This is a genomic window from Arthrobacter sp. MSA 4-2 (genome assembly GCF_016405885.1).
GTDB lineage: Bacteria > Actinomycetota > Actinomycetes > Actinomycetales > Micrococcaceae > Arthrobacter_D.
Genome location: NZ_JAEKGC010000002.1, coordinates 255,015 through 269,688 on the forward strand (window position 1 = coordinate 255,015; position 14,674 = coordinate 269,688).

Annotated in this window: 11 protein-coding genes; 1 reads left to right on the forward strand and 10 read right to left on the reverse strand. The window is 68.5% G+C overall.

Annotated elements, in window-relative coordinates; genetic code table 11:
- Nucleotides 1-364: 364 nt before the first annotated feature.
- From I6N91_RS03000 to I6N91_RS03025, 6 genes are all read right to left on the reverse strand, one after another.
- A complete protein-coding gene (locus tag I6N91_RS03000; protein WP_198810440.1) occupies nt 365-1,324 on the reverse strand; it encodes an aldo/keto reductase in 960 nt (319 codons plus the stop codon).
- Nucleotides 1,325-1,360: 36 nt separating this feature from the next.
- Entirely contained in the window at nt 1,361-1,783 is a 423-nt protein-coding gene (gene ndk / locus I6N91_RS03005) for a nucleoside-diphosphate kinase (RefSeq protein ID WP_198810442.1), read from the reverse strand.
- 79 nt (nt 1,784-1,862) lie between these two features.
- A complete protein-coding gene (locus I6N91_RS03010; protein WP_198810444.1) occupies nt 1,863-2,306 on the reverse strand; it encodes a DUF4233 domain-containing protein in 444 nt (147 codons plus the stop codon).
- Nucleotides 2,307-2,310: 4 nt separating this feature from the next.
- Complete coding sequence (locus I6N91_RS03015) at nt 2,311-3,687, reverse strand: folylpolyglutamate synthase/dihydrofolate synthase family protein (protein WP_307843215.1); 1,377 nt, start codon at nt 3,685-3,687, stop codon at nt 2,311-2,313.
- Nucleotides 3,684-7,004: an isoleucine--tRNA ligase gene (gene ileS, locus I6N91_RS03020; RefSeq protein ID WP_198810446.1), complete on the reverse strand. Its 3,321-nt coding sequence runs from the start codon at nt 7,002-7,004 to the stop codon at nt 3,684-3,686. The genes I6N91_RS03015 and ileS overlap by 4 nt, the downstream gene beginning before the upstream one ends.
- A 452-nt stretch (nt 7,005-7,456) precedes the next feature.
- Nucleotides 7,457-8,257 (reverse strand): SDR family oxidoreductase, encoded by an 801-nt coding sequence (locus tag I6N91_RS03025; protein ID WP_198810448.1) that lies wholly within the window; start codon nt 8,255-8,257, stop codon nt 7,457-7,459.
- Nucleotides 8,258-8,338: 81 nt separating this feature from the next.
- On the opposite strand from I6N91_RS03025, the gene valS reads away from it, so the two are divergent.
- Complete coding sequence (valS, locus tag I6N91_RS03030) at nt 8,339-10,972, forward strand: valine--tRNA ligase (RefSeq protein ID WP_198810450.1); 2,634 nt, start codon at nt 8,339-8,341, stop codon at nt 10,970-10,972.
- Between the two features lie 97 nt (nt 10,973-11,069).
- Here the strand turns inward: valS and I6N91_RS03035 are convergent, their stop codons facing one another.
- The 4 genes from I6N91_RS03035 to I6N91_RS03050 form a co-directional block, all read right to left on the reverse strand.
- A complete protein-coding gene (locus tag I6N91_RS03035; protein ID WP_198810452.1) occupies nt 11,070-11,684 on the reverse strand; it encodes a disulfide bond formation protein DsbA in 615 nt (204 codons plus the stop codon).
- Nucleotides 11,685-11,818: 134 nt separating this feature from the next.
- Nucleotides 11,819-13,111 carry an ATP-dependent Clp protease ATP-binding subunit ClpX gene (gene clpX, locus I6N91_RS03040; RefSeq protein WP_198810454.1) on the reverse strand — a complete coding sequence of 431 codons (1,293 nt, stop codon included), beginning with the start codon at nt 13,109-13,111 and terminating at the stop codon, nt 11,819-11,821.
- A 138-nt stretch (nt 13,112-13,249) separates the two neighbouring features.
- Complete coding sequence (locus I6N91_RS03045; protein ID WP_198810456.1) at nt 13,250-13,924, reverse strand: ATP-dependent Clp protease proteolytic subunit; 675 nt, start codon at nt 13,922-13,924, stop codon at nt 13,250-13,252.
- 48 nt (nt 13,925-13,972) lie between these two features.
- Entirely contained in the window at nt 13,973-14,569 is a 597-nt protein-coding gene (locus tag I6N91_RS03050) for an ATP-dependent Clp protease proteolytic subunit (protein ID WP_198810684.1), read from the reverse strand.
- Nucleotides 14,570-14,674: the final 105 nt, after the last annotated feature.

The following is a 14,674-nucleotide window of genomic DNA, read 5'->3' on the forward strand; positions in this document are numbered from 1 at the left end:
GACAGACGTCGACGGGCGGGCCTGATAGCGACGAACACACCGCACATCGGTCACCGAGCCAGAAAGCGACGAAAATACCCGCAAAATCGGGTCCCATTGTCGCTTTCTGGCCCCACCGTCGTCTTCAGGCACCGCCGTCGTTCTTGGATGCAGCCGTCGCTTTCAGGCGCAAGGCCGGGGTGCGGACGCCGACGGGCAAGCCACATGACGACGCACGGGCCTCAAAACGACGAACGCACCCGATAAATCGGGTCCGTTCGTCGTTTTCGGGTGCGTTCGTCGTTTTCGGGTGCGGCCGTCACATTCGGGCACCGCTGTCGCATTCGGCCGCGCAGCCAGTGACACGGACGCCCGACGGCTTACCTCAGCCTCGCGGGAAGATCCGGTCCAGCTCCTCGAGGTCCGACGGCGACGGCGTCCAGGTGGCGGCCGCGGCGTTCTGGGCCACCTGCTCCGGAGTCGTGGCCCCGGCGATGATGCTCGACACCGTCGGCTGGGCCGCAAGCCAGGAAAAGGCCACCTGCACCTCGGTCAGCCCGCGGGCCGCCGCAAAGGCACCGAAGGCCGCGAGCTGCTCTCGATCGGCCTGCTCGAGCAGGTGCGTGCGGACCCGGGTCAGCCGACTGCCCTCGGGCGCCTTCCCGGAGGAATACTTGCCGGTCAGCAGCCCGTTGGCGAGCGGGAAGTACGGAAGCAGCCCCAGCCCGTACGCGGCGGAGGCAGGGATCACTTCCTTCTCGGCCTCCCGATCGAGCAGGCTGTACGCGTTCTGGGCCGAAACGAAGGGGGTGAGCCCCTCAAGCCGCGCCGTGAACTCGGCCTCGGCGATCTGCCAGCCCGCCCGGTTCGAGTGCCCGAGGTAGCGGACCTTTCCGTCGCTCACGAGGGTATCCAGCGCCGACAGTGTTTCCTCGATGGGCGTCCCCGCATCGGGCACGTGGAACTGGTAGAGGTCGATCCAGTCGGTGCCCAACCGCTTCAGGGACGACTCGACGGCGCGCAGGATGTACCGACGGGAGCCGCGCGCACCCCAGTCGGGTCCGTTGGCGCCGCGCATGTCCGCGCCGAACTTCGTGGCCAGCACGACGTCGTCCCGGCGCTTCCCGAGGGCCTTACCGAGCATTTCCTCGCTCAGGCCCGGGTGCCCGCCGTAGATGTCGGCGACGTCGAACAGGGTGATCCCGGCATCGATGGCCGCGTGGACGACGGCGTCGGTCCCCTGCTGGGTTTCCGTGGCGGTGCCCGGGCGACCGAGATTGTTGCAGCCGAGCCCCACGGTTGAGACACTCAGGCCGGAAGACCCGAGCCGTCGGTATTCAGTCATGCACTCACCCTTCCCGGGGAGTCCGGTGGAGCGGGATCAGGACGCTGAGAACCAGATGCCTATTTCCCGGACGGCCGACTCGGCCGAGTCGGACCCGTGGACGAGGTTCTGCTGCACCTTCAGCCCCCAGTCGCGGCCGAAGTCGCCGCGGATGGTGCCCGGGGCCGCCGCCGTCGGCTCCGTGGACCCGGCGAGCGAACGGAACCCTTCGATGACCCGCTGGCCCTCAAAGACGGCGGCGACGATCGGGCCGCTGAGCATGAACTCGACGAGCGCCTCGTAGAAGGGCTTGCCCACGTGTTCGGCGTAGTGCTCCTCGAGAAGTTCGCGCGTGGCAGACATCAGTTTCAGGTCCACGAGGGTGTAGCCCTTGGTCTCGATCCGGCCGAGGATGGTGCCGGTCAGGTTCCGCGCGACGCCGTCGGGCTTGATCAGTACAAGGGTGCGTTCAGTGCTCACGCGGTCCTCCAGTGGTTCGTGGGAAAAAGGAATCGAAGTGCTCCGTCTTGAACTCTACTAAAGACGGGCAGGGTGCTGCCTATCCGGCGGCCGCCTCCGGGTGCTCCTTCTCCCACTCGGCCTGGGCGCGGTCACGCTCGGCGTTCTCGCGGTCCAGCCTCCTGCCGGTGCGGATCCCGTAGAGCCAGGTGAGGGCGAAGGCGATTCCGACGAGGAACATGGTGGGCTCGAGGAACCCGGTGGCGATGATGGTGAGCTGGAGGACCCAGCCGACGGCGATGCCCCACGGGCGGGTCAGCACCGCGCAGGTGAACACGAGCAGCAGGCTCAGCACCACTCCAGAGCCCAGGATGAGGGCCGGGTTGATCTCGTCGCGGCGCAGGCCGAAGACGACGAGGGTCCCGAAGAACACCACGAACGCCTCGAGCAGCAGCACCGTCGAGGCGAACATGATCTTGATCGAGCGGCGCTTCTTGGGCATTCCCGGACGCCACTCGCGCTGGGCCTTGGTCAGGCGGGCCATGGTCCTACTTTCCTAGGAGGGTCCGGGCCTCGCCCACGACGGTGATGGAGCCCGTGATGAGGATGCCGCCGGCGAGGTCGCCGGATTCCTCGGACTTCATCACCGCCCATTCGAGGGCGTCGTCGAGGCGCTCGGCGATGTGGATGTTCTCCTCGGCGAAGCCGGCCGCCAGGGCGTCGGGGAGCAGGTCGGCGGCGGGAATCGCGCGCGGCGAGGTGGACTGGGTCAGGACGACGTCCTCAAGCACCCCGGCCAGCTCCTCGTGGAGTTCGGCCAGGATGGCCGCGGCGTCCTTGTCCTGGAGGACCCCGATGACCAGCACGATGCGGGGAAACTGGAAGGCCTCGGCGATGCCGCGGGCGGCGGCCCGCGCCCCGTCGGCGTTGTGGGCCGCGTCCACGAGGATGCTCGGGGCGGTGCGGACCACCTCGAGCCGGCCCGGAGAGGTCACGGCCCGCAGCCCGGCACGCACGACGTCGGGCTCAAGCTGGCGGGCTCCCCCGCCCAGGAACGCCTCGACGGCCGCGACGGCGACGGCGGCGTTCTGCGCCTGGTGCTCGCCGTGGAGCGGGACGAGCAGTTCCTCGTACCGGCGTCCGGCGATGCCGGTGATGGAGACGACCTGCCCGCCGACGCCCACGCTGCGGGAGTCGACCGAGAATTCGACACCCTCGAAGCGGAACTCCACCCCGGTCTCGCGGGCCTTCTCCAGGAGCACCTGGGCGGCGTCGCGGGGCTGGGCGGCGCTGACGAGGAACCCGCCGGGCTTGATGATGCCCGCCTTCTCGTAGGCGATGTCCTCCACGGTGTCCCCGAGCAGGTCGGTGTGGTCAAGGGAGATGGGGGTGACCACCGAGACTGCGCCGTCGCCGACGTTGGTGGCGTCAGTGATCCCGCCCAGTCCCACCTCGATGACGGCGACGTCCACGGGCTCGTCGGCGAAGACGGCGAAGGCGAGCACCGTGACGCATTCGAAGTAGGTGAGCCGCGGCTCGCCGGCGGCCTCGAGTTCGGCGTCGACGATGTCGAGGTAGGGGCGGATCTCGTCCCAGACCCGCACGAACGTCTCGTCGGGCACGGGCTCCCCGTCGATGCTGATCCGTTCGGTCACCTTGGACAGGTGCGGGCTGGTGTAGCGCCCGGTGCGCAGGTCGTGGGCCAGCAGCAGCGACTCGATCATCCGCGCCGTCGAGGTCTTCCCGTTCGTCCCGGTGATGTGGATGATCGGGAACGCCTTGTTGGGTTCCCCCAGGATGTCCATGGCCCGGAACATCGGAGCCATGCGCGGCTCCATCTTGTTCTCGGGGGCGCGGCTCAGCAGCTCGGCGTAGACGCTTTCGACGGAGAACTGGTCAAGGGGCGCTTCGTCGTTCGGGTTCACTTGTGCCTTTCAACGGTGACGCGGAAGTCCTCGCCCGAGCCGTTGCCGGCCCGCACGATCAGTTCGTTGGTCAGGGTTTCGTCCTGGATGAGCCGGGCGTGGTCCTGCAGGGCCTTGACGCTGGCCGGAGCCGTCTCGACGACCGCGGTGATGCGGTCGCTGATCGACAGGTCGGCGTCGCGGCGGGCCTGCTGGATGGCCCGGATGGCGTCGCGGGCGGTGCCCTCGGCGGCCAGCTCGTCCGTGACCGCGGTGCTGAGGACGAGGAACCCGCCGCCGGGGAGCACAGCGACGGCCTTCTCGTCGGAGTCGGCGCTCTCGACGACGGTCTCCAGCGTGTACTCCTGCGGCTCCAGCGCCACCCCGCCGGCGGTGACGGCGCCGTCGTCGTCAACGGACCAGTCGCCGGCCTTGGCGGCCTTAATGACGGTCTGGACATTCTTCCCGAGGCGCGGCCCGGCGGCGCGCGCGTTGACGGCGAGGCGCTGGGTGATGCCGAATTCCTCGGGCGAGGCGTCGTCGGCGTCGATCAGGCGCACCGACTTGATGTTCAGTTCGTCGGCGATGATCGAAGTGAACTGGCCCCTCAGGCCCTCCGCGGAGGGCGCAACGACGATCAGTTCCGAGAGCGGCAGCCGGACCCTCAGGTTGGCGGCCTTGCGCAGGCTGGAGCCGGCCGAGCAGATCTGCCGGGTGCGGTCCATCCGCTCCACCAGGTCCGGGGCGCCGGGGAATTCCGACGCCGAGGGCCAGTCGGTGAGGTGCACCGAGCGTCCGCCGGTGAGCCCGCGCCAGATCTCCTCGGAGATCAGGGGCAGCAGCGGGGCCGCGACGCGGCAGACGGCCTCGAGGCAGGTGTAGAGGACGTCGAAGGCCTCGGTGTCCTCGTCGAAGAACCGCTGCCGGCTGCGCCGGACGTACCAGTTGGTCAGCGTGTCGAGGTAGCGGCGCAGCGACTCGCTGGCGTCGCTGATGTTGAACGCGTCGAGGGCCTCGGTGACCTCCCGCACCAGGTTGCCGGTGTTGGCCAGCAGGTACTGGTCGAGCGGTTCGCGCAGCCCCGCCGCGGCCTCGGCGCTGACGGCGCGTGCCTCGTAGCCGGCACCGCCGTTGGCGGCGTTGGTGTAGAGGCTGAAGAAGTGCCACACGTTCCACAGCGGCAGGATGACCTGGCGCACGCCGTCACGGATGCCCTGTTCGGTAACCACGAGGTTCCCGCCGCGCAGGATCGGTGAGGACATCAGGAACCAGCGCATCGCGTCGGAGCCGTCGCGGTCCAGGACCTCGGAGACATCCGGGTAGTTCTGCAGGCTCTTTGACATCTTCTGCCCGTCGGAGCCCAGCACGATGCCGTGGCTGATCACATTGCGGAACGCCGGGCGGTCGAACAGGGCCGTGGCCAGGACGTGCAGGGTGTAGAACCAGCCGCGGGTCTGCCCGATGTACTCGACGATGAAGTCGCCCGGGTTGTGCGAGGCGAACCAGTCGGCGTTCTCCATCGGGTAGTGGACCTGCGCGTAGGGCATCGAGCCGGAGTCGAACCAGACGTCCAGGACGTCGGTGACGCGGCGCATCGTCGACCCGCCCTCCTCCGGGGAGCGCGGATCGTCCGGGTTGGGCCGGGTGAGCTCGTCGATGAACGGGCGGTGCAGGTCGGGCTTGCCGTCTTTGTTCAGGGGCAGCCGGCCGAAGTCCGCCTCGATCTCGGCCAGGGAACCGTAGACGTCGGTGCGGGGGTAGGTGGCGTCGTCGGACTGCCAGACCGGGATGGGGCTGCCCCAGTAGCGGTTGCGGCTGATCGACCAGTCGCGGGCGTTGGCGAGCCACTTGCCGAACTGGCCCTCCTTGACGCTGCCGGGGATCCAGTTGATCTCCTTATTCAGCTCGACCATGCGGTCCTTGACCTTGGTGACCTCGACGAACCAGGAGGACACGGCGCGGTAGATCAGCGGGTTGCGGCAGCGCCAGCAGTGCGGGTAGCTGTGCACGTAGCTGGCCTGGCGGACGAGGCGGCCCTGCTCCCGAAGCACCCGGGTGATGGGCTTGTTCGCCGCGAACACGTGCTGTCCGGCGATCTCGGCAAGCGGGCCCGTGCCGAACAGGGGCAGGAAGCGGGCGCCGGAGTCGACCGAGAGGATCACCTGGATGCCGGCGGCCTCGGAGATCTTCTGGTCCTCCTCGCCGTAGGCGGGGGCCTGGTGGACGATGCCGGTGCCGTCAGTCGTGGTGACGTAGTCGGCGACGAGGAAGCGGAAGGCGTTGCGGTAGCCGCCGGCCTCGGGGTCGGCGAGGTAGTCCCAGAGCGGTTCGTAGGTGAGCCCCTCGAGCTGCGTGCCGGCGTAGATGGCGGTGACGGCCGCTGCGGCCGCGGCGGCGTCGGGGTAGCCGAGGTCCTTGGCATAGGCGCCGAGGAGGTCCTCGGCGATCAGGAAGCGGCCGGGGGACCCGCCGGCGGCTTCCCTGGCGTCGGGCACGACGGCGTACCGGATGTCGGGCCCGACGGCGAGCGCCGCGTTGGTGGGCAGGGTCCAGGGCGTGGTGGTCCAGGCGAGCGCGGCGGTGCCGGCCAGTTCCTTCGAGAGTTCGGAGTCGCCGGCGAGGATCGGGAAGGTGACGGTGACCGTCTGGTCCTGCCGGTCCTGGTAGACGTCGTCGTCCATGCGCAGCTCATGGTTGGACAGCGGGGTCTCGTCGTTCCAGCAGTACGGAAGCACCCGGTAGCCGTTGTAGAGCAGGCCCTTGTCGTAAAGGGTCTTGAAGGCCCACAGGACCGACTCCATGTACTCGATGTTGAGCGTTTTGTAGTCGTTCTCGAAGTCGACCCAGCGCGCCTGGCGGGTGACGTAGTCCTTCCACTCCCCCGCGTACTTCATCACCGAGGCGCGGGAGGCGTCGTTGAATGCATCGATGCCCATCGCCTCGATCTGGCGCTTCTCGGTGATGCCCAGCTGCTTCATCGCCTCGAGTTCGGCGGGCAGGCCGTGGGTGTCCCAGCCGAAGCGCCGCTCGACGCGGCGGCCGCGCTGGGTCTGGTAGCGGCCCACGAGGTCCTTGGCGTAGCCGGTCAGCAGGTGGCCGTAGTGCGGCAGTCCGTTGGCGAAGGGAGGCCCGTCGTAGAAGACGAATTCGTTGGAGCCGTTCTCGCCGGCGTCGCGGGCGTCGATCGAGGCCTGGAAGGTCCCGTCCTTGTCCCAGTACTTCAGGACCCGCTCTTCGATCTCCGGGAAGCGCGGCGAGGCGCCGGCGCCCTCGGGCTGGCCTTGACCGTCCGGGGCGGAGTCGGTGGCTGAGGTGGCTTTGGGGTAGATCTGCGGCATGTATTCATCCTGAACAACGGTGGAGACAGAACAAGGGGCGGTTATCCTGCTGCGAGGACGTGCTCTGAACCTGGAGGCCGGGGATGCCGGCCTCCGGGAGCGGAACCCGCGGTACCACCTCACTTGCCGCCGCTGCGTGCCGGGCCTCCGCGGGGAGGCCGGCCCCGCAGGGCTGCCACTCATTTTCAGGCGGTGACGGGCCCACCCGTCCGGTTCTACTGGGCCGTGCGGCCCCTGCGGGTCCGCCGTGCTGTTCTTCCGGAAGCTCCCCGGTGATTGCCGGTTCGACGCTTATGGTCCAAAGTCTAGCCGCCCGCGCACGGGAGTGTCGAAAGGGGCCCGGGCGCCGGTTCGAAGGTTACGCCGGGGCGCCGCCGGGGCCGCGGAAAACGCGCCTGGAGCCCCGGGAACCGGTGCCCCTTAGAAACGGTGCCCCTCAGAACTGGTGCCCCTCAGGTGGCGCGGATGACCTTGTGGTTCGCGGCCTGGGCGAGGGGGCGGAGCACCAGGGTGTCGACGTTGACGTGGAGCGGCGCGTTCAGCGCGTACACGATGGCGTCGGCGACGTCGGCGGCGCTCAGCGGGTTCGCGACGCCCTCGTAGACCTTATCGGCGGCCGCGGAGCTGCCGAGGCGGTTGAGGGAGAACTCCTCGGTGTGGACCATGCCGGGGGCCACCTCGATGACGCGCACGTTGTTGGCGGCCTCCTCGAGGCGCAGGGTGCGCGCCACAGCCTGCTGGGCGGCCTTCGCAGCCACGTAGCCGGCCCCGCCCTCGTAGGCGGCGAGGGCCGCGGTGGAGGTGAGGAAGACGAAGCTGCCGTGCCCGCTGCTGCGCACCGCCGGAAGGAACCCGCGGGTGATGCGCATCGACCCGAGTACGTTCACGTTGTACATGTACTCCCAGTCGGCGGTGCGTGCCTCGGCCACTGTTTCCATGCCGAACGCACCACCGGCGTTGTTGATGACCGCATTCACCTCCCCGGCGGCGGTCACCTCACGCACCAGGGCGTCGACCGAGTCCTGGTCGGTCACGTCGACGACGGCGGCCCGTGCCCCCGTCTCGGCCGCGAGCTGTTCGAGCCGGTCGGCCCGCCGGGCCGCGGCGGTGACGTCCCACCCGGCGGCGCGCAGCGCACGCACCGTGGCGGCGCCGATCCCGGAGCTGGCGCCTGTGACGACGGCGCGCAGGGGCCCGTCCGCGCTGCGCGAAGGGGACCCGATGGCAGGAGTTGGCGCTGGTTCGGTGCTCATTCCCCCACTCTAGCCAGCAACCCCCGGCCGGCGCCCGGCGCGGCGGCCGGGACGCACGGGCGTCATGGAAGAATGGACACCATGGCCGAAAACATTCAGGGCACAGACACGCCCGCCCCCCAGCCCGTCACCGTTCCCGACAAGCCAGCCCTCGAGGGCCTTGAGCCGCGCCTGGCCAAGCAGTGGAGAGACAACGGGACGTACGCGTTTCGCCGGGACACCACCCGGGAGGAGGTGTACTCGATCGACACTCCCCCGCCCACGGCGTCGGGTTCGCTGCACGTCGGGCACATGTTCTCCTATACCCAGACGGACGTGCTGGCGCGCTTCCAGCGCATGCGCGGGAAGAACGTGTTCTACCCCATGGGCTGGGACGACAACGGCCTGCCCACCGAACGCCGGGTGCAGAACTACTTCGGGGTCCGCTGCGATCCCTCGGTCCCCTACGACACCGGCTACACCCCGCCGGCCCAGCCCCCGAAGAACCAGCGGGACTTCGACGCCGTCTCCCGGCGCAACTTCATCGAACTCTGCGAGCAGGTCGCGGTCGAGGACGAGAAGGTCTTCGAGGACCTCTTCAGCACCCTCGGCCTCTCCGTTGACTGGAACCTGACCTACCGCACCATCGACGACACCTCCCGGGCCGTCTCCCAGCGCGCCTTCCTGGCGAACCTCGCCGCCGGGGACGCGTACCTCGCCGAGGCGCCGACCCTGTGGGACGTCACCTTCCGTACCGCGGTGGCCCAGGCGGAGCTTGAGGACCGCGAGCAGCCCGGCGCCTACCACCGCATCGCCTTCTCCACCCCCGACGGGCAGAAGATCCACGTCGAATCGACCCGGCCCGAGCTCCTGCCGGCCTGCGTGGCGCTGGTGGCCCACCCCGACGACGAGCGCTACAAGCCGCTGTTCGGCACCACCGTCACCTCCCCGCTGTTCGACGTCGAGGTCGAGATCAAGGCGCACCCGCTGGCCAAGCCCGACAAGGGCAGCGGGATCGCGATGATCTGCACCTTCGGCGACCTCACCGACGTCACCTGGTGGCGCGAACTGCAGCTGCCCACCCGCGCTGTGGTCGGCCGCGACGGGCGCATCCGCACCGAGACCCCGGAGTGGATCGCCACCGACCGCGCCCGGGAGAACTACGCGGCCCTGGCGGGCAAGACGATCTTCAGCGCCAAGGAGGCCGTCGTCGAGCTGCTGCGTGCCAGCGGGGACCTCGACGGCGAGCCGACGAAGATTCTGCACCCGGTGAACTTCTACGAGAAGGGCGACAAGCCCCTCGAGGTCGTCACCAGCCGCCAGTGGTACATCCGCAACGGCGGCCGCGACGCCGACAAGCGCGAGCGGCTGCTCGCCCGCGGCCGGGAGATCGACTTCCACCCGGCGTTCATGCGCTCCCGGTACGAGAACTGGATCGAGGGGCTCAACGGCGACTGGCTGGTCTCCCGGCAGCGCTTCTTCGGGGTGCCCGTGCCGGTCTGGTACCGCCTGGATGCCGACGGTGAACCGGATTACGAGAACCCGATCGTGCCCTCCAATGAGTCCCTGCCGGTGGACCCGGCCGGCGAGCCGGCCCCCGGCTTCGAGGAGAGCGCCCGGAACCAGCCGAACGGCTTCATCGGCGACAGCGATGTGCTCGACACCTGGGCGACGTCCTCGCTGACCCCGCAGATCGTCGGCGGCTGGTCGCGGGACGAGGAACTGTTCTCCCGCGTCTTCCCCTTCGACCTGCGCCCGCAGGGCCACGACATCATCCGCACCTGGCTGTTCTCCACCGCGGTGCGCGCCGATGCCCTGCAGGACTCCCCGCCGTGGCGCCACGCGGCGCTCTCCGGCTGGATCCTCGACCCGGACCGCAAGAAGATGTCCAAGTCCAAGGGCAACGTGGTGGTCCCCACCGACGTGCTTGAGCAGTTCGGCTCGGACGCGGTGCGGTACTGGGCCGCCTCGGCCAAGCTGGGCGCCGACACCGCCTACGAGATCAACCAGATGAAGATCGGCCGTCGGCTGGCCATCAAGCTGCTCAACGCGTCGAAGTTCGTGCTGAACCTCGGGGCCACCGAGGCCTCGGCCTCCCCCTCGGCCCTGCCGCGGGTCACCCAGCCGATCGACCTCGCCCTGCTGGCGCAGCTGCGCGAGGTCACGGCGCAGGCGACGGCGGCGTTCGAGAAGTACGACTACGCGCGGGCGCTCCAGCTCACCGAGTCCTTCTTCTGGACCTTCACGGACGACTATGTGGAACTGGTGAAGGACCGCGCCTACGGTGCGGCGGGCGAGGACGCGAAGGAGTCGGTGCTCACGGCCCTGGCCACGACGCTCGATGCCCTGCTGCGGCTGTTCGCCCCGTTCCTGCCCTTCGCCACCGAAGAGGTATGGAGCTGGTGGCGGCAGGGTTCGGTGCACCGCGCGCCGTGGCCGTCCGCCGACGCCCTGCAGGGCCTCGACGGCGCAGATCCCGAGCTGCTCACCTCCGTCGCCCTGGCCCTGGGCGGCGTGCGCAAGGCGAAGTCCGAGGCGAAGGTCAAGCAGCGCACCGAGGTGGCCACCGCCGTCGTCACCGCGTCACCGGCCCGCGTGGCGCACCTGCGGGCTGGTCTTCCCGACCTCCTCGCCGCCGGCAATGCGCGCGACCTCACCCTGGCCGAGGGCGACGGCGACCTGACCGTCTCCGCGGTGGAACTGGTCCCCGCCGAGGTCTCGCCCGCCGACGCGTAGGCATTTGCATCGGGTCCAGGCACCCGCAACGACAACGGCCCCGCGCAGTGCGCGGGGCCGTTTGTGTGTCTGCCGCCGGGAGGGCGGCGTCGACCCCCTACTCGAAGCTGGGGGCCTCGGTGCGGGTGCGCTTGATCTCGAAGAAGCCGGGGAACGCGGCGAGCTGCACCGCGGCGTCGAAGATGCGGCCGGCTTCCTCCCCCCTGGGGATGCGGGTGAGGACCGGGCCGAAGAAGGCGGTGCCGTTGAAGGCGACGACCGGAGTTCCCACGTCGTCACCCACCCGGTCGATGGCCCCCTGGTGCGAGGCGCGCAGCTGGGCATCGAATTCGTCCGTCGAACCATAGTCCGCCAGCTCGTCCGGAAGCCCCACCTCCGCGAGGGATTCCTTGATGACCAGTTCGAAGTCGCGGTTTCCGTCGACGTGGATCCGGGTGCCCATGGCATCGTAGAGCGGCTTGATGTACTGGGCGCCGTGCAGCGTCTCCGCCGCGATCAGGACACGCACCGGCGCCCAGGCCGAGTCCATGAGGCTCCGGTAGTCCGGCGGAAGGTCGCGGCCCTCGTTCAGCACCGCAAGGCTCATCACGTGCCAGTCGATGCTGATGCTGCGGACCTGCTGCACCTCACCCATCCACCGGGAGGTCACCCAGGCGAACGGGCACACCGGGTCGAACCAGAAGTCGGCCTTGTCGGCTACGGAATTTTGCATGGGGATACTCCTTTTGGGGTTGGGACAGATTCGAACGCGGCGGACCGCGGCAGAAGAGAGCGGCGCCGGGCCCCGTAGGGCACGGCGCCGACGCCGGGTACAGGCGGTTTTTCTATGGGATGGGGATGGGGGAACTACGCGGACTTGGTGCGGCGCTTGGCGACGACGTCGTGCGAAATCAGCGTCGGCTCCGCGCGCTTGGCGACGACCTCGGCGGTGATGACGACCGATGCGACATCGTCGCGGCTTGGCAGGTCGAACATGACCGGAAGCAGTACTTCCTCCATGATGGCCCGCAGCCCACGGGCGCCGGTCCCGCGGTCCAGGGCGAGGTCGGCGATCGCCTCGAGCGCCTTGGGCTCGAAGGACAGGTCGACCCCGTCGAGCAGGAACATCTTCTGGTACTGCTTCAGCAGCGCGTTCTTGGGCTCGGTGAGGATCTGCATGAGCGCCGGACGGTCAAGGTGGGTCACCGTGGTGATCACCGGAAGCCGGCCGATGAACTCGGGGATCAGCCCGAACTTCAGGAGGTCCTCGGGCATGACGTCGCCGTAGCTGACTTCCTCGTTCTTCAGTGAGCTCAGCGGCGCACCGAATCCGATGCCCTTCCGGCCGGCCCGCGACCCGATGATCTCCTCGAGGCCGGCGAAGGCGCCAGCCACGATGAACAGCACGTTGGTCGTGTCGATCTGGATGAACTCCTGGTGGGGGTGCTTGCGCCCGCCCTGCGGCGGAACCGACGCCACGGTCCCCTCGAGGATCTTCAGCAGGGCCTGCTGGACGCCCTCGCCCGAGACATCGCGGGTGATCGAGGGGTTCTCGCTCTTCCGCGAGATCTTGTCGATCTCGTCGATGTAGATGATGCCCTGCTCGGCCTTCTTCACGTCATAGTCCGCGGCCTGGATCAGTTTCAGGAGGATGTTCTCGACGTCCTCCCCCACATATCCGGCCTCCGTGAGCGCCGTCGCGTCGGCGACCGCGAACGGCACGTTCAGCCGCCGGGCGAGGGTCTGGGCCAGATAGGTCTTGCCGCAGCCGGTCGGACCGATCAGCAGGATGTTGGACTTGGCGATCTCCACTTCCTCGGCACCGGGCGTGCCGGTGAGGGTTCCGGCCGTGCGCGGGGCGCTGCCGGACTGGATCCGCTTGTAGTGGTTGTAGACGGCAACGGCGAGGGAACGCTTCGCGGGCTCCTGGCCCACCACGTATTCCTGCAGGAAGTCGAAGATCTCGCGGGGCTTGGGCAGTTCGAACGTGCCGAGGTCCGCGACCTCCGAAAGCTCCTCTTCGATGATCTCGTTGCAGAGGTCGATGCATTCATCGCAGATGTAGACCCCGGGGCCGGCAATGAGCTTCCGCACCTGCTTCTGGCTTTTTCCACAGAAAGAGCACTTCAGCAGATCCGCGCTCTCACCAATGCGAGCCATGTGTCAGTCCCCTTACGTGGTACTTGGATGCTGTTTCCACTCTAGGCCACATGATCCCGCGATTCAGTACCAAAATGCCCGTAGTGCCAAACCTGGCACTACGGGCATCGGCGCCGGCCCGGGAGCGGCCGGTGGAGCTTACGGCGTGTTGATCATCGGCTGGACCATCTTGCGCGAGGTCAAAACCTCGTCAACGAGACCGTAGGTGACCGCTTCGGCCGCCGTCAGGATCTTGTCGCGCTCGATGTCGCGGTTGACCTGCTCGGTGTCCCGCCCGCTGTGCAGGGCGATGGTGTCCTCGAGCCAGGTGCGCATGCGCATCACCTCGTTGGCCTGGATCTCCAGGTCGGAGGCCTGTCCGCCCTGCCCGCCCGAGAGGGCCGGCTGGTGGATCAGGACGCGGGCGTTCGGCAGCGCCAGGCGCTTGCCGGGCGCACCGGCGGCCAGCAGGACGGCGGCGGCGCTGGCGGCCTGCCCGAGGCACACCGTCTGCACCTCCGGACGGATGAACTGCATGGTGTCGTAGATCGCCGTCATGGCCGTGAACGACCCGCCGGGCGAGTTGATGTACAGCGTGATGTCGCGCTCCGGGTCGGTGGACTCGAGCACGAGCAGCTGGGCCATGATGTCATCGGCCGAGGCGTCGTCAACCTGGGTGCCGAGGAAGATGATGCGGTCCTCGAACAGCTTCGTGTACGGGTCCTGGCGCTTGAAGCCGTAGGGCGTGCGCTCCTCGAACTGCGGCAGGATGTAGCGGCTTGTGGGCATCTGGGGTGCCTGCGACCCGGCCGTGGCCGAAAAATTGGTGTTCATGGGGGTCTCCTGGTGGAAAGGCTGTGAAAGGTAGGAAACTGCAGGCACTTACGGGCGGTGGGTTCCGCCGCCGCCGGACACCGTGCCGGCGTGAGCCGAGATGTGGTCGAAGAACCCGTACTCGAGGCCTTCCTGGGCGGTGAACCACTTGTCGCGGTCGTTGTCCTTGAGGATGGTCTCGACGCTCTGGCCGGTCTGCTCGGCAGTCAGCTCAGCCATGACCCGCTTCATGTGGAGGATCAGTTCGGCCTGGATGCGGATGTCGGAGGCGGTGCCGCCGATGCCACCGGAGGGCTGGTGCATGAGGATGCGCGCGTGGGGGGTGGCGTAGCGCTTGCCCTTGGTGCCGGAGGACAGCAGGAACTGGCCCATCGAGGCGGCGAGGCCGGTGGCGACAGTGACCACGTCGTTCGGGATGAACTGCATGGTGTCGTAGATGGCCATGCCCGCGGTCACGGAGCCGCCGGGCGAGTTGATGTACAGGAAGATGTCCCGCTCCGGGTCCTCCGCCGAGAGCAGCAGGAGCTGGGAGCAGATGATGTTTGCGTTGTCGTCCCGCACCTCGGAACCGAGCCAGATGATGCGCTCCTTGAGGAGCCGGTTGAAGATGTAGTCATCGCGTCCGCCCGGATCGGCGGTCGCCATGCTGGGGGTGGTTGGTTCGGTTGCCATTCTCGTTAACCTCTCACTCTGGCGGGCGCTTCCCCGAAAGGGGCTGCCCGTCCGTTTGTCTCACATTGGACACTAACC